Raw genomic sequence first — 20,123 nt, 5'->3', positions numbered from 1 at the left:
ACCAAAGGACTTAGCCCACATGACCGAACTTCACGCAGTAGTGACCGGAGCGTCCTCCGGCATTGGCGCCGCGACCGTCCGCCGCCTAGTTGCCGAGGGCTGGGATGTGACCGCCGTCGCGCGCCGCGCCGACCGGCTCGCGGACCTCGCGAAGGAGGTGGGGTGCGCGACCTTCACCGCGGACATCACCTCGGACCAGGACGTCGCCGCGCTCGCGGCCGAACTCAAACTGCGCGGACCCGTGCACGCGCTGGTCAACAACGCGGGCGGCGCGGTCGGGGTAGACACCATCGCCTTGTCCGCCCTCGACGAGTGGACCCAGCAGTACGCCGTCAACGTGGTCGGCACCGTGCGTGTCACGCAAGCGTTGCTCCCGGCGCTGGAGGCGTCGGGGCGCGGAGACGTGGTGATTGTGACCTCGACTGCCGGGCACGAGCCCTACGAGAACGGCGCGGGCTACGTCGCGGCCAAGTCCGCAGAGGTGGCCATGGCTCGTACCCTGCGTCTCGAGCTCACGGGAACCGGTGTGCGCGTGATCGAGATCGCTCCCGGGATGGTGCACACCGAGGAGTTCTCACTCAACCGTTTTGGTGGGGATCAGGCCAAGGCCGACGCCGTCTACCAGGGCATAGAGCCGCTGCACGCCGATGACATCGCGGACGCCATCGCCTGGACTCTGACTCGTCCTCATCACGTCAACATCGACCAGATGGTGGTGCGTCCACGCGAACAGGGCGGCGCGACCAAGCTGGTGCGGCGGTAAATCGAGGCGCTACGACAGGCCGAGTCGGTAGACGTGGTCGTCCGAGTCGCTGGGGTCGCCGCGCCCGTCAGTGTTGCTGGTAAGGACGCGCAGCGAGCCCTCCAGCCCCACCGCGACGTCGCGGATGCGGCCCAGGTCTAGTTCCAGCGGCGCGGGGGCCCCGGTGCCGGTCTGCGTCAAGGGGACGCGCCAGATCTCCTCGCCGCGCAGCGCCGCGATGTAGATCGCGTCCGCGGTGATGGCCATCCCCGACGGCGAGGCGTCCGCGACGGGCCACTGCGCGACCGGGTAGGTCAGGCCGTCGACGGTCTCGCCAAGCGCGGTGCCGTCCGGGGACCCCTCGAGTCCCTCGACAGCGGGCCAGCCGTAGTTGGCGCCGGGCACAATCAGGTTGAGCTCGTCCTGCAGATCCTGCCCGAACTCGGTGGCGTACATCCGCCCGTCGGCCGCCCAGCCAAGTCCCTGTACGTTGCGATGGCCCATGGACCACACCAGCGTGCCGAAGGGGTTGTCGGGGGCGGCGGTGCCGTCCGCCTCGCCGCCGTCGGCGACCACCCGCAGAATCTTCCCGGCGAGTGAGTGCTCGTCCTGCGCGAGCTGCCCGTCGCCCGCGTCGCCCGTGGCGATGTAAAGGTAGCCGTCGGGGCCAAAGGCGATGCGGCCCCCGTTGTGGTTGGTGGCGTGAGGTATGCCCGACACAATCTCGACGGGCGAGGACAGCAATTCGCCGGTGAGCGTCATCCTCACCACCGAGTTGGATTCGCTACGCGACACGTAGGCGTAGATGACTCCGGGGTCGGCGGGGCTGATCGCTAGCCCCAGCAGGCCGCCCTCGCCGTCGCCGTCAACGGTGCTGCGCAGCGCCTCGGCTCCGGGTCCGTTGAGTGTGGTCGCGAACCCCGCGCGAAGGCGCTTGATGGTGCCGGTTTCGCTCTCCGAGACCAGCATCGAACCGTCGAGCATGGGCTCGATGTCCCACGGTGCGGCCAGGCCACTCGCGATCTCGTCCTGAGAGACGACCGTTGCGGTGGGGGCGCCATCGATGACGATAGTGGGAACGGGGACCGGCTCGGCGGCGCCCGATGCGGTGATGCTGGGTTGCGCGGTGGTGCTCGGCTGCGAAGGGGAGGCGGTGGACGACGCGTCATCCCCGTCCGTTGAGCAGCCGGTCAGTCCCAGCGCGGCGGCAAGAATGGCTGCGGCGCACGCTCGCTTGCTGAAAGTCATTGTCAGTTCAGGTTACGTACTTTTGTCCGCCAGGACAAAGTTGCGAAACGATGCGAGATGTGCGTGATTCGTCAGTCTCAAATGGGAAGTTTGTCGCTTTGTGGGGTTACACCTAGTGCGCTTGTGACATCGGGCGTAGGTTGAGAGGAGTTAGTTGTTTAAAGCGTCATAAATCGATGTTTGGGTGAGGAGAACGCCATGTCAGGCATCACGCCGGATTCCAATGCAAACGTAGGGCGCAACACCGGCGACCCGAGCGGTATGCAGCATCCCAACGAAGATGGCGGCGCTCTGGGGCCCTCGAGCAGCCAGGATCCCAGCGGCAAGGGTCGAGTGATCGCGTTCTGGGTAGTCATCGCGGTCCTTATCCTCGGCGGCATCGTGTGGTGGCTGGTCTCGTCAAGCGACGGCGCCAGCCCCGCGGGCATCCCCGCGCCTCCCAGCGCGGCGGCAAGCATCGACCCGAGCGCCGCGCCGTAGGTAAGTAACCGCTCCTCGGAGGCACCGCCGCGGGTCGCGTTGTCGACGCGACGGTCACTCACCGCGGGACACGGGTAGCTCTCGCCTGCGCAACACGGAGATGAATCGCCTGTGCAGCGTCTCCTGCGGGCCGTCACCACCCGCAAGGTGCGCCTAGTTGATGTCCTTGTCGCTGACCTCGATGATCGCCAGCCAGTTGCCGGCGGGGTCCCTGAACCAGGCGATACTCGGCATGCCGAGTCCCTTGCCATGCGAGATGCCGTCGGTGGTCGCGTCCATCACGTCCTCGAGCTTGACGCCCGCCGCGCGGAGCTTGGCGGCGGCCTCGTCGATGTCCTCCACCATGATGTTGAGCACGGTGTGACTGGCGGGAGTGTGGCCCTCCTTGCCGTAGATCATCACGTGGGTGCCGTTGGGGAAGCTGATGTTGAGGTTGTCGCCCACCGGGTGCACCTGCAGACCGAGCGTCTCCTTATAGAACTCCCACGTGGCGGGAAGGTTGTCAGTCGAGAAACTCGCGAAAGCCGAATTGGAGCCGAACATGACGCACCGTCCCTTTGATTAGCGGCACCGCACCTCGGCGCCTCTCACCATTCTGCGTCGGAATCGTTTCGCTGTCTGGTTGAGTCGGTGCGAGACCCGGGGGAGCCAGGGCCGCCCTTGGGACTAGCGCCGCCCTTGGGGCCGGCATCGTTCTTGGAACCAGGGGATCCCTTAACGCCAGCGGAACCCCTAGATCCAGCGGAACCCTTAGAGCTGGGAGAGCCCGGGCCGCCCTTGGGACCGACAGCACCCGGGGCACCAGAACGTGGCTTGCGCTTGACGGCGCGGGCGGCTCCGGCGGCGCTGGCTCCGGCCCGCTTGGCCACGTCGCGGCTAGCAAGCTTGACGCTGCGGGCCTTCCACTTGGGGCGGTCCACCTTCGCGCGAGAGCGCTTGCTCCACTCGCCGCGCCGGGCCCGCAGCGCCTCGCGCTCCTGCTTGGCCATCCGGATGCGTCGCGGCACGTGGAGTCGGCGTCGCATGGTCTTGTCTGCCCCGAGGGTGACGACCGCCGCGCAAAAGGTGAGGCCAAGGGACACGACCGGAAGCCAGGCGATGCCCCATAGCGCCACGATTCCCGCGCCCATCATCGGGCCCGCGGCCGCGCCCGCGTTCATGGTCATCGTGTAGGTACCCGCGCCAGTCTCGATGCGCCACGGCGTGTGGCGCATCGCCCAGTTCAGCATCGATGCCAGCAGGATCGCCCAGCCGGCGGAGATCGCGACCTGGGCGGCGATGGCGCTCCACTGCTGCGCGATCGCGAGCAGCACCCACCCGAGCATGAGAACCAGGATCCCGACCGCCACCGTTCGCACCGCGCGGCGCGCCAGGAACGGGGAGACCGCCAGCGTCGCGCCCACCGCGAGCACGCCGCCGAGCGCGAACATCAGCGGCACGGACTCGGAGGTGACGCGAGCCTCGCCCGTGTAGAAGGGGACGATGTAGGTCCAGGTGCCGCTCACGGCAGTGGAGGCCAGGAAAGCGACCACCAAAACGCGGATGAACGCACTCTTCGAGGGCAGGTCGCCTCGCGTGATGGTAGCCGTGGGGGTCGACTCGTCATCGTCGTCGCCATCGGCGGAGGACGCGACCCTGGTGCTTCCCGGCAGCGTCAGGCTCATCGCGATGGCCAGGAGCAGGCCGATCACCGCGAGGGCCCAGAACGGCGCCTGCCAGCCGATGTTCTTGCCGGCGATGGTGACCAGCGGCGTCCCGATCACGCCGGACGCCGCGGCGCCCACCATGATGCGCGTCACTGTGCGGCCGCGCAGGTGAGGGGCGAACAGCCGGGTGGCCGTGGGGGCCACGATCGCCCAGAACAGCGCGTGTGCCGCGCCGGAGATGACGCGGCCACCTGCGAGCTGTGCGACTGAGCCCGCGGTCGCCGCTACGACCACTCCCGTGGTCCACACGCCGAGGGTCGCGGACATCGTGACGCGCCTGCTGAGGCGCTTGGTCGCGAAGGTGAGGGGGAGCGTCACTGCCACGATGGTCAGCGCGAAGGCGGTGACCAGTAGGCCGATGGTCGCGACGGGGACGCCCAGGCCGGTCGCGATCTGAGGGCTGAGGGCCACGACCGCGGCTTCGTTCGCACCCATAGCGAACGCGCCGATCGCCAGCGCCGTGAGCGCTAGCTTGGCCCGCAGGGGGGTGATCGTGAGCGACTCGAGCGAGCGTTCGGTATTCGCGGCATCGTCGAGGATCAGGGTCTCGGTGGTGCCCACGAGGGGGATCGACATCGTGGTGGGTGCCGTGCCAAATCCCTGGTCCTGGGTCGACTCGACGCCGAACGCCTCCGCGAGCGCGTCGTACTCGGGTTCGTCGTCGAATTCCGAGTCGTCGGGGAGGCCGAGAATCGGCAGTTCAAGCGTCTGTGTAATCGGTGACACGGCGGTGATCCAAAGAACTCATGTAGCGGGGGATATGTGTCGCGCGCCGATGGTTGCGGCGCGCGATGCGTGGGGCGGCGCCGCCCTCGGGGATCACCTAATGATCCCACCGAGTACTCAACTACGCGCGACCAGAAAACGTTCCACAAAATGCCCCGTTTTGGTGGGTGTTTCCCGGCGTCAAACAGATGCCTGGCAGACGCCTGGCCGGTGCCTGGTCGACGACTCGCGGATACCCCTTGGTGGGCGGTGCTTGCGTGCGATCTGACTGACGGGGATACACTTGGCGCACCAGCGTCGACCCGGCCATCACCGGTGAGCTTCCGGAAGAACAGCATCGTTTGCGCGATTCTCAGTAGAGCCGGACGGGCAGCCCGTCATAGCGAGAGCAAAGTGGTGCGGCGCCGATGCGTCGGGCAAGCGAGGTGGTACCGCGCGGCCGGGTAACCGGCAGGCGTCCTCGTGGCATAGGGAAACTGTCCGTCAACCGGACCCTCCCGTGCAGAGTTTGACTAGGTTCCACCAGCTATTGCCCGTTGCTCCCAGGCCTCGTGACCCGAGGCCGCGTCACCAAAGGACCGCCGCCGTGACCCACGACGCTCGCTACCCGTTGCACCGCCTTCCCGTCGACGGCGCCGCCGCCCAGATCAGCCCCTCGCCGAGTTTCCCCGCGCTCGAGGAGGAAGTTCTCGCGTACTGGAAGAGCGACGACACGTTCCAGGCGTCGATCGACAACCGGCCGGTGACCTCGGAGGGTGGAGACGAGGGCGACAACGAGTTCGTGTTCTACGACGGCCCGCCGTTCGCCAACGGCCTGCCGCACTACGGGCACCTGCTGACGGGTTACGCCAAGGACGTGGTGCCCCGCTTCGAGACGATGCGCGGCAAGCGCGTCGAGCGCCGGTTCGGCTGGGACACGCACGGGCTGCCCGCGGAGCTCGAGGCCGAGCGGATCCTCGGCATCACCGACAAGAGCCAGATCGAGGAGATGGGAATCGCCGCGTTCAACAAGGCGTGCCGCGACTCCGTGCTGAAGTACACCGACGAGTGGGAGACGTACGTCACCCGCCAGGCGCGCTGGGTGGACTTCGAGAACGACTACAAGACGCTCGACGTGACGTACATGGAGTCCGTGATCTGGGCGTTCAAGTCCCTGCACGACAAGGGCCTGGCGTACGAGGGACACCGCGTGCTGCCGTACTGCTGGCGCGACGAGACCCCGCTGTCCAACCACGAGCTCAAGATGGACGACGACGTCTATCAGATGCGCCAGGACCCCGCGCTGACGGTGCTGCTGCCGCTGCTCGATGACCAGGGCGACCGCGCCGTGGTGGACGGGCTCCAGGAGTCGCTCATCGTCTGGACCACCACGCCGTGGACCCTGCCGTCCAACCTCGCCGCAGCGGTGGGCCCCGAGGTCGAGTACTCGGTGATCGAACCCGGCGCCGACTCCGACTTCTCCGGCCAGCGCGTGATCATGGCTACGGCCCGCATCGGCGCCTATGCCCGCGAGCTGGGCGAGTTGGCAGCGGAGGGCGAGGAGGCATCGGCCGAAAACGCCGTAGTGGTGCGCACTGTCCTTGGACGCGAGCTGGCCGGCAAGCGCTACCTGCCCCCGTTCGGCGAGTTCCGGGGCCGCGACAACGCGCACCAGGTGCTCACCGCGGACTTCGTGACCACCGAGGACGGCACCGGAATCGTCCACCTCGCCCCCGCCTTCGGTGAGGACGACATGACGGTCTGTCTCGCGGCGGGCATCGAGCCGGTCATCCCGATCGACTCGCGCGGCCGCTTCACCTCCGACGTGCCGCCCTACAAGGGCCAGCAGGTCTTCGAGGCGAACACGCAGATCATCACGGACCTGAAGGCCGGCGGCGTGGTGCTGCGTCACGAGACCTACGACCACAGCTACCCGCACTGCTGGCGCTGCCGCAACCCCCTGATCTACCGCGCGATCGGCAGCTGGTTTGTGCGCGTCACCGAGTACCGCGACCGGATGGTCGAGCTGAACGAGGAAATCACGTGGGTGCCCGAGCACATCAAGGAGGGCCAGTTCGGTAACTGGATCTCGAACGCGCGCGACTGGTCCATCAGCCGCAACCGCTACTTCGGCACGCCCATCCCCGTATGGGAGAGCGACAACCCGGACTTCCCGCGCACCGACGTGTACGGCTCGCTCGAGGAGATCAAGCGCGACTTTGGCCGCCTACCCCTCAACGAGGAAGGCGAGCCCGACCTGCACCGCCCGTACATCGACGACCTCACGCGCCCCAACCCGGACGACCCCAGCGGCGACTCCACCATGCGCCGCATCACCGACGTGTTCGACGTGTGGTTCGACTCGGGCTCCATGCCCTTCGCCCAGGTTCACTACCCGTTCGAGAACCGCGAGTGGTTCGAGAGCCACAACCCCGCGGACTTCATCGTGGAGTACATCGGCCAGACCCGCGGCTGGTTCTACGTCATGCACGCCCTGTCCACCGGGCTGTTCGACCGCCCGGCGTTCACCACCTGCATCAGCCACGGCATCGTGCTGGGCTCGGACGGTCGCAAGATGTCCAAGTCGCTGCAGAATTATCCGGACGTGGCAGATGTGTTCGACCGCGACGGCTCCGACGCCATGCGCTGGTTCCTGATGTCCAGCCCCATCCTGCGCGGCGGCAACCTGACGGTCACCGAGGAGGGCATCCGCGAGGGCGTCCGCCAGGTGATGCTGCCCATGTGGAGCACGTACTACTTCTTCACGATGTACGCGGGCGCCTCTCACGGCGGGGCCGGCTACGTAGCCAAGGCGGTAGCGGACGATGCGGTGGCGGGCTTGCCCGTCATGGATCGGTACGTGCTGGCAAAGGCGGCCGAGCTGGTGACCGACGTGACGGCGCAAATGGAGGAGTTCGACATCCCGGGCGCCTCCGAGTCGATCCGCGTCTTCTTCGACCTGCTCACCAACTGGTACGTCCGCACGCAGCGCGACCGTTTCTGGGGCGAGGAGACCGACGCCTTCGACACTCTCTACACGGTGCTCGAGACCGTGATGCGTCTTGCCGCGCCGCTGCTCCCGCTGCTGACCGAGGAGATCTGGCGCGGGCTGACCGGCGGACGCTCCGTCCACCTGACGGACTTCCCGACGGCGAACGCGGCCTGGGCTGACGCATCGGCCGTGGGCGCGACGTCGCTCAAGGACACGATGGATCAGGTGCGCGAGGTAGTTTCGACCGCTCACGCGCTGCGCAAGAAGGAGCAGATCCGCGTGCGCCAGCCGCTCGCGCTGCTCGAGGTCGCGGTGGCGGACACCGACGCGATGGCTCCCTACAGCGAGCTGGTCGCGTCCGAGCTGAACGTGAAGTCCGTCGCGTGGGTGACGGTCGACCAGTTCACCGCCGCCCACCCCGTGGAGCAGCGCCTCAACGTGAATGCGCGCGCGGCCGGGCCGCGCATCGGCAAGTCGGTGCAGGCCGCTATCAAGGGCTCCAAGTCTGGCGACTGGTCGGTGACCGATGGGGTACTCACGTCCGGAGGGATCGCGCTCGAGCCGGGCGAATACGACCTCGTCACGGTGATCGGCGGCGCGGACGATGCGCAGGCCGGGGGGGCTTCTTCCGCCGCGGCCGTCCTGGCTTCCGGAGGCTTTGTGCTGCTCGACACGGCGCTCACGCCCGAGCTCGAGGCGGAGGGCTACGCGCGTGACGTGGTGCGCGCGGTGCAGGACGAGCGCAAGAATGCCGGACTGAACGTGTCGGACCGCATCCACCTGACGCTCACGGTGCCGGTTGACAAGGTGCCGGCGGCGGAGACGTGGCGCCACCTCATCGCGGCGGAGACGCTCGCGCAGGACCCCGTGACGGGGGACTCGCGCATCGACGTCATCGCCGGCGCGGAGCTAACCATCACCGTCGCCAAGCACGAGTCGAACTAGGCGGGGCAGAGCATGGCCAGCGAGACTCCAGACCCGGGTCGGTACGCGACCGTCGAGTCAGTGGTGGGCAATACGCCGCTGGTGCGCCTGCAGCGGCTCGCGTCCGGAGACGGGGGATCGCTGGTGCTCGCCAAGCTGGAGGGCAACAACCCCGCGGGCTCGGTGAAGGACCGCCCCGCTTTCGCGATGATCGCTGCGGCCGAGGCCAGCGGAGCCCTGCTTCCGGGGGCCACGCTCGTCGAGGCCACCAGCGGCAACACGGGCATCGCGCTCGCGGCCGCCGCGGCCGTCAAGGGATATCGCATGATCCTGGTGATGCCGGCGGGCTCGTCGCGCGAGAGGTTCTCCACGATGCGGGCCTACGGCGCGGAAATCGTGGAGACGGAGCAGGAGCTCGGCATCGAGCATGCCAGGGACGTCGCGGAGGCGATCGCGACGGAGCGCTCGGCCCTACGACTCGACCAGTTCGCGAATCCCGCAAACCCGGCGGCCCACGAGGCCACCACCGGACCCGAGCTGTGGGAGCAAACCGGCGGGACGCTCACCCACGTGGTGTCCTCGATGGGGACCACGGGCACCATCACGGGCCTGTCCCGGTCGCTGAAGCGGCTCTCGACGGCGGTGCAAGTCATTGGGGTTCAGCCCGCGCCCGGCTCGCAGATCGCTGGAATACGCGCGTGGTCGCCCGGCTACCTGCCCGCCATCTACGACCCGACGCACATCGACGAGATCCGCGAAGTCACGCGCGAGCGGGCCATCGCCACCACCCGTGAGCTCGCGCGTCTCGAGGGGCTGCTCCTGGGGGTGAGCTCGGGCGGCGCGGCCGCCATCGCGCTCGACATCGCCCGCGAGAACGCCGGGGCGACCGTGGCCTTCATCGCGTGCGACCGCGGGGATCGCTACCTGTCTACGGGAATGTTCGACGACGACGAGCCCGCAGAGTCGCGCTGACCGGCAAGTCGAGGTGACCGAGTTAGGCCACGCCCTCCACGAACTCTCGGATGATGTCGGTGAGCTCGGGGGAGTCCACCAGCAGGCCGTCGTGGCCGATGGCCGACGGCATGAGGGTGACGCCGTTGGCTCCGGGAAGGGCGTCGGCGAGCAGTTGCGCGTCGCTGACGGGGTAGAGGCGGTCCGTGTCGACGCTCATCACCATGGCAGGCACGGTGACGCGGGACAGTGCCTCGTGGACGCCGCCCCGACCTCGGCCCACGTCGTGCGAACACATCGCCTCGACCAGTCGGATGTAGGTATTCGCGTCAAAGCGGCGCGCGAGCTTGTCTGCGTGGTGCCTGAGGTACGACTCGACCGCGTACTGGCCGCGGCCGCCCAACGGATTGACGTCGCCCTGCACCTCGCGCCCAAACCGGCCGGTCAACTCCGACCCGGACCGGTACGTGGTGTGGGCGATCATGCGCGCAATCCCCATCCCCACGTGGGGACCCGCGCCATCTGGGGCGCCGTAGAAGTCGCCGCCGGCGAAGGCGGGGTCCGCGCGGATCGCGGCGAGCTGGGCGGTGTTCCAGGCCAGCTGATCCGCCGTGGTGGCCGCGCACGTGCCCAACAGGCCCAGAGACTTGACCAGTTCGGGTGCCATCACCGCTATCTCGATGGCGCGCATGCCGCCCATGGACGGGCCGATGATCATCCGCCACGAGGGCACGCCGAGGTGACGGGTGAGCGCGATCTCCGCGCGGACCATGTCGCGAATGGTGACGTAGGGAAAGCGTGAGCCCCAGGGGGCGCCGTCGTCCGGGTGCGGCGAGGCGGGCCCGGTGGATCCCTGGCAGCCGCCGACGACGTTGGCCGAGACCACGAAGTACTTGTCGGTGTCGACGGGCTTGCCGGGGCCGACCAATGCGGGCCACCAGCCGCCGGTCCGGTGGCCGGACTCGGCGGGTCCGGTGGCGTGCGAATCGCCGGTGAGGGCGTGGGCGATGTACACGGCGTTGTCTCGCGCCGCGTTCAGCTGCCCCCACGTCTCGTAGGCGATTCGCACGCCCGGCAGCACTCCCAGCGGGTCGATGTCGAGTTCGAGGTCGCCCAGCTCGAAGAACTGGCGGCGACCCGCGGGGTCACCCTCGCGCCACGCGCCCGAAGCCGGGATGGGGGAGTTGTCCCGCATGTCCGCGGCGGACTGGTGGTCGTCGATCTCGATCTCGTCATCGTCCATGGTGAATCCCGCCTTACAGCGCTGCGAAGCCCTTCTCTAGGTCCTCAAGGATGTCGTCGATGTGCTCGATGCCCACCGACAGGCGCACCTGGCCGGGCGTGACGCCGGCCTGTGCCTGCTCCTCGACCGTCAGCTGGCTGTGAGTGGTGGATGCCGGGTGAGTCACGAGCGAACGCACGTCTCCCAGGTTCGCCACGAGCGAGTGCAGCTCGAGCGCGTCGATGAACGTGCGCGCCACATCGGCGCCACCGTCGACCTCGAAGGAGATGACGGCGCCCGCGCCCTTGGGTGCGTACTTGTCGGCCTTGGCCTTCCACGGCGAACCCTCGAGAGAGGCCCACACCACTCGCGTGACCTCGGGGCGTGCCTCGAGCCAGTGCGCGACCTTGTGGGTGTTCTCGATGTGGCGCTCAAGGCGCAGCGACAGGGTCTCGAGGCCCTGCGCGATGAGGAAGGCGTTGAACGGCGAGATGGCCGCGCCAACGTCGCGCAGCAGCTGCACGCGAGCCTTGAGGATGAAGCTGAGGTTGACCCCAAACAGGCCGTCCTTGCCCAGGTCCTTGGCGTACGTGAGGCCGTGATAGCTGGCGTCGGGGGTGTTGAAGCCGGGGAAGCGGTCCTTGTCCACGCCAAAGTCGAACGTGCCGGCGTCGACGATCACGCCGCCGATAGCGGTGCCGTGCCCGCCGAGGTACTTGGTCGCCGAGTGCACGACGATGTCCGCGCCCCACTTGATGGGCTGGATCAGGTACGGCGTCGCCACCGTGTTGTCCACGATGAGGGGAACGCCCGCGTCGTGGGCGGTGTTTGCGACGCCCTCGATGTCGAGCACGTCGCCCTTGGGGTTGGGGATGGTCTCCGCGAAGAACGCCTTGGTGTTGGGCTTGACCGCGGCCTTCCAGGAATCGAGGCTGTCAGGGTCCTCGACGAACGTGACCTCGACGCCGAACTTGGGAAGCGTGTAGTGGAACAGGTTGTAGGTTCCGCCGTACAGCGACGGCGAGGCGACGATGTGGTCGCCGGCTTCCGCGATGTTCAGGATGGCGAACGTCTCCGCGGCCTGGCCCGATGCGACCAGCAGGGCGCCGACGCCGCCCTCGAGGGCGGCGATGCGGGTCTCAACAGCCTCCTGGGTGGGGTTGCCGATGCGGGTGTAGATGGGGCCCATCTCGGCCAGGGCGAAGCGCTTCGCGGCCTGCTCGGTGTTCTCGAAGGCGTAGGCAGTGGTCTGGTAGATGGGCAGCGCACGGGCACCGGTGGCGGTGTCGGGAGCTTGGCCCGCGTGGATCTGGAGAGTCTCGAAGCGGTGGTTTTCTGACACGGTTTTATCCTTCTATGGGGGAGTAATCGGGGTGGACCCCTGCCACAGATACGTGTGTCAGCGCGCTGACGAACGCGACCCATGGCAGGGTCTGCGTATGCACGCGGTGAGTGAGCCCGGAGGCGAGAGCCAGCTCTGATGGCTAGGCGCCGCTACGGGCGCACGCCAAACGTGCGCTTGTTAGCGACACATTCGACAGGACAACATGGCTCAAACATAGGGCATTGTCTGGGATATGCCAATCCCGCCCTTGCGTGGGTGCGCGATGCTCCTTCGCCGTGGTCGCGGATTAGTTCGACGGCCGCCGTGATCGGTCCGGCTGAGGTGCCGACGGGCAGGCCCGACTACCAGGTCGCGACGGCCCTGACCGGGGACGTCGCGAGGCCCACGAAGTTGAGCGGCGTCGCCGTGAAGAGGAATCCGGACTCAGATAGCGCCTCGAGCCCGCGCAGGTGCTCGACGATGGGAACCCCCGCGGCGAGCAGCGTGGTGTGAGCCGGACGCTCGTCTCCCGCCGTCGAGTCGATGTTGACCGAGTCGATGCCGACGATCGCGGCCCCGCCGTCCACCAGGGCTCGCGCGGCGGCCTCGGTTAGGTGCGGGTGTCCGCCCAGGTACTCGTCCGTGCCGAAGCGCGCGTCCCAGCCGGTGCGCAGCAGCACGGCTTTGCCGCGCACGTCTAGGTGCGCGACGGCATCGGCGTCGATGGCGCTGCCCGCAGAGAAGGGAGCGTCGATCACAATGCCGGGCACGTTGACCAGTCGCTCGAGGGGGAGCGACGCGATGTCCGCGCCGTCCGCGAAGCGGTGCAGCGGCGCGTCGAGGTAGGTGCCGGTGCCGCCGATCATGTCCAGGTGGGAGAACGCGAAGGTTGTGCCCTCGGCGTAGAGGTCGCGAGTGTCGGCGTGCGTCTTCCAGAAGCCGATGCGTGGGGCCGGCTGCCCCGGGGTGGTGACGGTGCCATCGGCGATGCGGTAGCTGAGGTCTGCGATGGGCATGAGCATGAGCGTACCGGGAGCAACTCCCCGCAGCTGGTGCGCGGGCGCCGCGTGACGGTACGGGTGGGCGCGTCGTCGTCGCCCGGGCACGGCGAACGCACGGGAGCCGTAGGACGGGCGGCCGGTAGGTAGGGTGCGAGCATGACCGCCCCCTCGCGCAAGACCAACGCCGCCCCGAAAGTCTCCTGGGCTGCCTACCGGGAATCGATCGGAGACAGGTCGCCGCTGTTCGCTGAGGTGGCGCGGTCGTGGGCGCCCAAGCGTGCGTTGTATGCCGGCAGCTACGTCGACCTGGCGCCCGCGACGGCACTTCCGGCGGTGACTTTCCTGGACGTGGACCGCCGCGCGGCGCGCTATTTTGCCGACGGCGCCCTGGTGGCGGCGGAGCTCGAGGGGAGATCGGCGCCCGGGGTCGCGCCCCAGGTGGACTTCGTCCACGGCGACTACACGGCGGATCTCCCGCTTCCTCAGGCCGGATTCGACCTGCTGATCTCGCTGTACGCGGGCCCGGTGTGGGACCACTGCAGCCGGTACCTCGCGCCGGGCGGCCTGCTGCTGTCCAACTCGAGTCACGGCGACGCCAGCATCGCGGCTCTCGACCCGAGCCTGACGCTCGTGGCGGTCGCGAAGCATCGGGACGGAAAATGGAGCCTCACCGAGGCGGGGCTCGACGAGTACCTTGTGCCCAAGAAGCCGGAGCTAGCCGACGCGGACCAAATCCGCGCCTCGGGGCGTGGAATCCAGTACACCAAGCCGGCGTTCGCCTACCTGTTTCAGCTGACCTAGCGGGTGGAGGGGCCGGCGCGACGGTGCCCCGGCGCCCGAGCCGCCCACGTTCGCGTTTAGCGGGACTCGGAGTGGCCGCGGGGGCCGCCGTGGGAGACTTGACCTCATGACCGATCCCAATGCCGATCTGGCCCTTGGCGGACTCAGCCTCGACGAGGCCGAACGCGAAATTTACGGCCACATTCTTTCCCGCAACCCGGAGCACGACTTCGAGCCGAGCCTGGACCGCGTCCGCGCGGCGATGGAGCTGCTGGGGGACCCCCAGCACGCCTATAAGGTGGTGCACCTGACCGGCACCAACGGCAAGACGTCCACCGCCCGCATGATCGAGTCGGTGGTGCGCGAGCACGGCCTGCGCACTGGACTCTTCACGTCCCCGCACCTCAGCAGCGTGCGCGAGCGGATCCAGATCGACGGCGAGCCCATCGCCCAGGACGAGTTTGTGCGGCTGTGGCACGAGGTCGCGCCGATCATCCACCTGGTGGACGCGCGCTCGGCGGAGACGGGCGGCCCACGCCTGAGCTTCTTCGAGGTGCTGACGGTGCTCGCGTATGCGGCGTTCGCTGATGCGCCGGTAGACGTCGCCGTGATCGAGGTTGGCATGGGCGGCGTCTGGGACGCGACCAACGTGGCCGACGGCGTGGTGAGTGTCATCTCTCCCATCTCGATGGACCACCAGCAGTGGTTGGGGAACGACCTGGCGAGCATCGCCGCCGAGAAGTCGGGAATCATCAAGGCCGGCGCGACCGCCGTCCTCTCCGCGCAGTCGGAGTCCGTGATGCCCGTGCTGACCGCGGCCGCCGCCGAGCGCGACGCCCGCGCACTGTGGGAGGGCGAGGACATGGAGGTCGTCGACCGCCAGCCGGGAGTAGGCGGGCAGTTGGTGACCCTGCGCACTCCCGCGGCTCGCTATGAGGAACTCTTTGTGCCGCTCTACGGCGATTACCAGGCACACAACGCCCTCCTAGCGGTAGTGGCCGTGGAGGCACTATTCGCCGACGGCGGCGAGCTGAGCGCGCTCAACGGCGAAATGCTCGAGGCCGGATTCGGTGCCGTGACCTCTCCGGGCCGGCTCGAAGCCGTGCGCACGTCGCCCATGATCCTGGTGGACGCGGCGCACAACCCGGCCGGCATCGACGCGCTCGTCGGCGCGATCGAGGAATCCTTTGCCTTCGAGGCGCTCGTAGGCGTGGTGGGGATCCTGGCGGACAAGGACGCCGAGGGCATCCTCGCCGGGCTCGAGCCGCTGCTGGACGAGGTGGTCATCACGGCCTCCGCGTCCGCGCGGTCTATCCCGGTCGAGGAACTTGCCGCGATCGCGGTGGGCCAGTTTGGCGAGGACCGTGTCCGCACCTCAACCTCCCTGCCCGATGCCCTGGATCAGGCCGTGCAACTGGCCGAGGCCGAACACGACATGGGCGCCGGCGTGCTGGTGGTGGGATCCGTGACGGTGATCGCCGAGGCGCGAGTTCTACTGGGCGCTGACAAGCGCAAGGGAACGGGGAAGGCCCGATGACAGCATCGACCGCGGGGGCGCCAGAAGGCGCTCCCAAGCCGGACGCATCCGCCAAGCCGGCCGGCGCATCGGCCGCGGGGACGCCGGAAGGCGCTCCCAAGCCGCAACGTTCCGCGACGCTGACCTTTGCGCAGGCGGTACTGGGCCTGCAGGCGCTGGCGGCGCTCTTCGCCACCCTGGTGACCTGGGGCCTGTCGCGCACCACCGAGGTGTCGCTGTCCACGGGATGGATCTGGGGCGGGGGCGTCCTGCTGATGGTCGCGCTGTTCTACATCGCGGGCAAGCAGAAGCTGCGCTGGGGCAGGATCGCCGGCTGGGTCTTGCAGATTCCGATGATTGTCGCGGGGCTGATCGTGCCCGCCATCGCGGTGATCGGCGTGATGTTCCTGGTGCTGTGGATCATGGGTCTGCGGCTGGGCGGGCGCATCGACCGCGAGCGCGCCGAGCGGCTGGAGGCCGAGGCAGAGGTTACAGACGAGCGCTAGCAGTAGGGTTTCATTGCGCCAGGCAGTGGCGCGACACACGATGGCGAGCGGCCCGATTGTTGGCGTCGCCGCGACGGAGGAGTGACGATGAGCGCGTTCATGTGGAAAATGGCGGGCGCCCTGGTGGCGGGACTCATCGGGCTGGGCATGCTGTTCTGGGCGTTGGAGAGCACGTCCCTTATCGCGCTCGCGGACGGCGGCAACGCCGAGACGTCGCGCGCGCCCTTCTCCGTGTACGTGGTGCTCTTCCTAGGACTGCTGCTCGTCATCTTCGCACTGCTCTTCGCCGTTGTTCGCTGGTCACGCTTCCTGGGGGAATCCCCCGAGACGGGGCAGCTCCCGCTGTGGCTCGCCTTCACGATAGTGGCGGTCGCCGGTGCAGCCTTGGTCGTGGGAACGGCGACGCACGCGGCATGGCTGCAGGAGCAGGACCCGGTGCCCATGGTGGTCAACGAGGGCTTCGTCCTCTTCCAGGTCCTCATGACCGCGCTGGTCCTGATCCCGCTGGTGCTCGTGGGCGTGCGCTGGGCGCCCGGCTACCAGCGCCGCGCCAGCATCGCCTAGCGCCTAGCGCCTAGGCCGTCGCGCAGCATCAAAGTCGCGAGCAGAAAGAGCCGTCAGCCTAGACGGTAATGACAGACGTCACCGGGTAGGCGGCGAGGACTTCGCGGCCCGGAAGCGCCTCGATCTCAATCAGGAAGCTGAATTGGACCGACGCCGCACCCGCGGTGGTGAGCATCTGCGCGACGGCCCGCGCTGTGCCGCCCGTCGCCAGGACGTCGTCGATGACCAGCACGTGCTTGCCCTCAATGCCCGCGGGGTTCAGGACGAGCTCGCTCGCGCCGTATTCGATGGTGGCATCGGCCTCAAGCAGCTCGCCGGGCATCTTGCCCTTCTTGCGCACCATGGTCATGCCGACGCCAAGATCCTGCGCGACTACCGGCGCGAAGATGAAGCCGCGCGCGTCGACCCCGGCGACGATGTCGACGTCGGCGCCACTGGGGGTGAGCGCGTCACAGGCCTCGCGGAATTTTGACGGGCTGGCCAGAATGGGCGCGATGTCGTAAAAGAGGATGTCCTTCACGGGGAAGTCGGGATACGTGTCGAAGTCCGCGAGAGTGATCATGGGGCCATCCTGGCAGACGTGCGGGCCGAGCAATAGTCACCCGGCAGCCAGGTCCGGTGGTGCGCGGGCTGGTTTGGTCGGCCAGGACTCTAGCTGCGCTCGACTGTGAAGTTCTCAACCGTGCTGTTCTCGACCGCGCATTCCTCAACCGTGCCGGGCGCGACTGCGCGGTCGCGATCCGCGTCATGTACGAGAGCATTCTGGCCCGGCATGTCCTGGTCGCTGATGTCGTGGGTGCCCGAGCTGGCAGCGGGACGGCTCTGGGCCTTCGTCGAGGGCCGCGCACTTTTACCAACGCTGACGCCGGACTTCGCGACGGTCTTGCCAGCCTTCACACCGGACTTAGCTACGGTCTTGCCAGCCGTCACACCGGACTTAGCGACGGTCTTGGTGGCCTTCGCGGCACCCTGGCCTGCCACCATTGCGCCCTGCGCTGTGCTCTTGCCTGCGTTGGCTCCCGCCTTCGCGACGGTCTTGCCCGCCGTAGCACTTGCCTTCGCGACGGTCTTGCCCGCCGTCGTGCTCGCCTTGGCGACAGACTTTCCCGCCACGGCGGCGCCCTGCCCCACGGTCTGCAGCGTGACTGCGCCCGCGGCGCGTACGGCGCCCGCCGGAACCTTGACGGCAACCGCGGTGCGGCGCTGCCATTCCCGACGGCGCGCGCGCAGGGCGTCGCGCTTGGCCAGCGCGCGTCGCACCTTGGACGGCACGCGAAGCGTCTTGAGCATCTTCTGGTCAACGCTTGCGGTGATGACTCCGGCGATGGCGGTGAGACCTAGCGACATCCACGGCAGCGCCACGGTTCCCCACGTGGTGACGACCACCCCGCCGAGCACCGGGCCCACCCCGGCGCCAGCATTCATGGTCACCGTGTAGGTTCCCGCGCCCACCTCGGTGCGCCACGGCGAGTGTCGCATCGCCCAGTTGAGCAGCGAAGCGAGCACGACCGACCATCCGGCGGCCTGGAACACCTGGGCCGTGACCGCAGCCCAGGGCTGTGCGAAGAGCAGCACTGCCCAGGCGAAAGCGAGCATGGCGATGCCGGCCGCCACCGAGTACACGGCGAATCGCGCCAGGAAGGGCGAGATCGCGAGGGTGGAGGCCACCGCGATGACGCCGCCAAGCGCGAACAACAGGGGCAGTTGCGACGAGTTGACGCCAGCGACGTCCTTATAGAACGGGACTATGTAGGTCCAGGTGGACGTCATCGCGACGGCCGCGACGAACGTCACCACGAGCACCCGGATGAACGCAGGCAGCGACGGCACGTCGCCGCGGACGACCTCCTGTTCACTCTGGTCCGGGTCCGACTTCCTGCGCGGCTTGATGTCTGGCATCACCAGCCAGAGCGCGGCGCCCAGAATGAGGCCAAGGGCCGCCAGCGCCCAGTACGGCGCCTGCCAGCCGATGTTCTCGCCCGCGATGGTGACCAGGGGCGTGCCGATGACGCCGGCCGCGGCCGCGCCCACCAGGATGCGGGTGACGGACTTGGCTCGCAGGTGCGGAGCGAACAGACTCGCGGCGGTTGGGGCGACCACCGCCCAGAACAGCGCGTGGGCCGCGCCAGATACGATGCGGCCGGAGGTCATCTGCGCCATGCCGGTGGCCGACGCGGTCAACACCAGACCCACCGTCCAGACCGCGAACGTCGCGGTGAGCGTCTTCCTCTTGCTGAAACGCGTGCTGAGCAGCGTCAGCGGCATCGTCGCGAAAACGACGGTGAATGCGAAGGCCGTCGCCAGCAGACCGATCGCGGCGACCGGCACGCCAAGGCCCGACGCGATGTTCGGGCTGAGAGCGACGATGGAGGCCTCGTTGGCGCCGGTTGCGAACGCTCCGACGGCCAGCACGGCAAGCGCGATCTTGGCGCGGCGCTGGGTGATGCCGAGGGACTCGGGGCTCCTTCTGCCTGGTTCGTCCTCCTCGACGACGACCGTTTCTCCGCCAACCACGCCGGGGATGGACATGGTGGTGGCCTCGGCCTCGTCGTACCAATCCCGCTCGTTCAGGGGGCCGTCGTCGATTCCGTCGTCGCTCATCTGGGCGCGCAGGCGCGTGACATCGAGTTCTAGGGTGGTCGTGTTTTCAGTCAAGGGGACATCCAATACTGGGTTGCGGTCACTGTCAGATGCCGCACCAGATGGAGCCGGTGGCGGCGAGAAAGGGCAACGCCGCCCGGCGGGGATGAGGTGAACCCGCTTACCCCCTCCAACAGGCGGGCCGCGGGGGATGTTCCCCGATTCGACTTTTTCTTTTGACTCGTGCGGCAGGGTTGTCGCGTCGACTGGGCCCCTGGAGCCTTGGATGGCGGCCGCATTGCCGTAGTGCGGGCTGAGTTGCGGGGGAGCGGCTAGTCTCTTCCCCATGACTGAACGCACTCTGATCCTTGTGAAGCCCGATGGAGTCCGCCGTGGACTGTCCGGGGAAATCCTGCGCCGCATCGAGGCGAAGGGCTACACGCTCGTCGCCGTCGAGCTACGGGAGGCCACTCCCGAGCTGCTGAGCCAGCACTACGAGGAGCACGTGGGCAAGCCGTTCTACGAGCCGCTCGTCGAGTTCATGATGGAGGGTCCCACGCTCGCCATCGTCGCCGAGGGCAACGCCGTCATCGAGGGCTTCCGCTCACTCGCGGGCACCACCAACCCGACGTCCGCCGCTCCCGGCACCATCCGTGGAGACCTGGGGCGCGACTGGGGCCTCAAGGTCATGCAGAACCTGGTCCACGGCTCCGACTCCGAGGAGAGCTCGGCGCGCGAGATCGGCATCTGGTTCCCCAACCTGTAATTTGGGTCACCATTGCCGGTGAGCGCCGCCACTTTGCTTAGCGGCCCGGTGGCGTCCGGCTAGCTCACGTCCGTGACTCCTATGGGTCCGATCTCGCACGTTTTACGCGGTGCCCG

The 20,123-nt window shown here is 68.2% G+C and carries 17 protein-coding genes; 9 read left to right on the top strand and 8 right to left on the bottom strand.

The genetic code is table 11. The annotated features are described in order from the left end of the window. The first annotated feature begins 19 nt into the window (after positions 1 to 19). Positions 20 to 763 (top strand): SDR family oxidoreductase, encoded by a 744-nt coding sequence (locus ACQU6B_RS08715; protein ID WP_430867161.1) that lies wholly within the window; start codon positions 20 to 22, stop codon positions 761 to 763. Between the two features lie 9 nt (positions 764 to 772). Here the strand turns inward: ACQU6B_RS08715 and ACQU6B_RS08710 are convergent, their stop codons facing one another. Beyond that, entirely contained in the window at positions 773 to 1,990 is a 1,218-nt protein-coding gene (locus ACQU6B_RS08710) for a PQQ-dependent sugar dehydrogenase (protein ID WP_430867160.1), read from the bottom strand. 198 nt (positions 1,991 to 2,188) lie between these two features. Here ACQU6B_RS08710 and ACQU6B_RS08705 point away from each other — a divergent pair, with 198 nt between their 5' ends. Further along, entirely contained in the window at positions 2,189 to 2,470 is a 282-nt protein-coding gene (locus ACQU6B_RS08705; protein WP_430867159.1) for a hypothetical protein, read from the top strand. A 153-nt stretch (positions 2,471 to 2,623) separates the two neighbouring features. Here the strand turns inward: ACQU6B_RS08705 and ACQU6B_RS08700 are convergent, their stop codons facing one another. Together ACQU6B_RS08700 and ACQU6B_RS08695 are read right to left on the bottom strand one after the other, a co-directional pair. Continuing rightward, positions 2,624 to 3,013: a VOC family protein gene (locus tag ACQU6B_RS08700; protein WP_430867158.1), complete on the bottom strand. Its 390-nt coding sequence runs from the start codon at positions 3,011 to 3,013 to the stop codon at positions 2,624 to 2,626. 44 nt (positions 3,014 to 3,057) lie between these two features. After that, on the bottom strand, positions 3,058 to 4,902 hold the full coding sequence (locus tag ACQU6B_RS08695) for an MFS transporter (protein WP_430867157.1): 1,845 nt from the start codon (positions 4,900 to 4,902) through the stop codon (positions 3,058 to 3,060). 586 nt (positions 4,903 to 5,488) lie between these two features. Between ACQU6B_RS08695 and ileS the strand changes: the two genes are divergently transcribed. Both ileS and cysM read left to right on the top strand, forming a co-directional pair. Continuing rightward, positions 5,489 to 8,818, top strand: coding sequence for an isoleucine--tRNA ligase (ileS, locus tag ACQU6B_RS08690; RefSeq protein WP_430867156.1), 3,330 nt, complete (start codon positions 5,489 to 5,491; stop codon positions 8,816 to 8,818). A gap of 12 nt (positions 8,819 to 8,830) precedes the next feature. Beyond that, positions 8,831 to 9,769: a cysteine synthase CysM gene (gene cysM / locus ACQU6B_RS08685; protein ID WP_430867155.1), complete on the top strand. Its 939-nt coding sequence runs from the start codon at positions 8,831 to 8,833 to the stop codon at positions 9,767 to 9,769. 22 nt (positions 9,770 to 9,791) lie between these two features. On the opposite strand, the gene metX is transcribed toward cysM, so the two are convergent. From metX to ACQU6B_RS08670, 3 genes are all read right to left on the bottom strand, one after another. Then, positions 9,792 to 10,991 (bottom strand): homoserine O-acetyltransferase MetX, encoded by a 1,200-nt coding sequence (gene metX, locus ACQU6B_RS08680; protein WP_430867154.1) that lies wholly within the window; start codon positions 10,989 to 10,991, stop codon positions 9,792 to 9,794. Between the two features lie 13 nt (positions 10,992 to 11,004). Then, positions 11,005 to 12,312: a bifunctional o-acetylhomoserine/o-acetylserine sulfhydrylase gene (locus ACQU6B_RS08675; protein ID WP_430867153.1), complete on the bottom strand. Its 1,308-nt coding sequence runs from the start codon at positions 12,310 to 12,312 to the stop codon at positions 11,005 to 11,007. A 344-nt stretch (positions 12,313 to 12,656) separates the two neighbouring features. After that, positions 12,657 to 13,310, bottom strand: a complete 654-nt coding sequence (locus ACQU6B_RS08670) for a cyclase family protein (RefSeq protein WP_430867152.1) — start codon at positions 13,308 to 13,310, stop codon at positions 12,657 to 12,659. A 141-nt stretch (positions 13,311 to 13,451) separates the two neighbouring features. Here ACQU6B_RS08670 and ACQU6B_RS08665 point away from each other — a divergent pair, with 141 nt between their 5' ends. The 4 genes from ACQU6B_RS08665 (at position 13,452) to ACQU6B_RS08650 (ending at position 16,661) form a co-directional block, all read left to right on the top strand. Beyond that, positions 13,452 to 14,096, top strand: coding sequence for a hypothetical protein (locus tag ACQU6B_RS08665; protein ID WP_430867151.1), 645 nt, complete (start codon positions 13,452 to 13,454; stop codon positions 14,094 to 14,096). A 106-nt stretch (positions 14,097 to 14,202) separates the two neighbouring features. Then, positions 14,203 to 15,612: a bifunctional folylpolyglutamate synthase/dihydrofolate synthase gene (locus ACQU6B_RS08660; RefSeq protein ID WP_430867150.1), complete on the top strand. Its 1,410-nt coding sequence runs from the start codon at positions 14,203 to 14,205 to the stop codon at positions 15,610 to 15,612. Beyond that, positions 15,609 to 16,097, top strand: coding sequence for a DUF4233 domain-containing protein (locus ACQU6B_RS08655; RefSeq protein WP_430867149.1), 489 nt, complete (start codon positions 15,609 to 15,611; stop codon positions 16,095 to 16,097). The genes ACQU6B_RS08660 and ACQU6B_RS08655 overlap by 4 nt, the downstream gene beginning before the upstream one ends. Positions 16,098 to 16,184: 87 nt before the next feature. Beyond that, a complete protein-coding gene (locus tag ACQU6B_RS08650) occupies positions 16,185 to 16,661 on the top strand; it encodes a hypothetical protein (RefSeq protein ID WP_430867148.1) in 477 nt (158 codons plus the stop codon). 58 nt (positions 16,662 to 16,719) lie between these two features. Here ACQU6B_RS08650 and ACQU6B_RS08645 read toward each other — a convergent pair whose 3' ends face one another. Both ACQU6B_RS08645 and ACQU6B_RS08640 read right to left on the bottom strand, forming a co-directional pair. Further along, complete coding sequence (locus tag ACQU6B_RS08645) at positions 16,720 to 17,223, bottom strand: adenine phosphoribosyltransferase (RefSeq protein ID WP_430867147.1); 504 nt, start codon at positions 17,221 to 17,223, stop codon at positions 16,720 to 16,722. Positions 17,224 to 17,312: 89 nt separating this feature from the next. Continuing rightward, entirely contained in the window at positions 17,313 to 19,316 is a 2,004-nt protein-coding gene (locus ACQU6B_RS08640; RefSeq protein WP_430867146.1) for an MFS transporter, read from the bottom strand. 271 nt (positions 19,317 to 19,587) lie between these two features. Here ACQU6B_RS08640 and ndk point away from each other — a divergent pair, with 271 nt between their 5' ends. After that, positions 19,588 to 20,007 carry a nucleoside-diphosphate kinase gene (ndk, locus tag ACQU6B_RS08635; protein WP_430867145.1) on the top strand — a complete coding sequence of 140 codons (420 nt, stop codon included), beginning with the start codon at positions 19,588 to 19,590 and terminating at the stop codon, positions 20,005 to 20,007. The last annotated feature ends 116 nt before the right edge of the window (positions 20,008 to 20,123 follow it).

This window comes from Demequina aurantiaca (genome assembly GCF_050598105.1).
Taxonomy (GTDB): domain Bacteria; phylum Actinomycetota; class Actinomycetes; order Actinomycetales; family Demequinaceae; genus Demequina; species Demequina aurantiaca_A.
The sequence above is the reverse complement of the archived record's forward strand: the minus strand, read 5'-3'. Positions and strand labels throughout refer to the sequence as shown.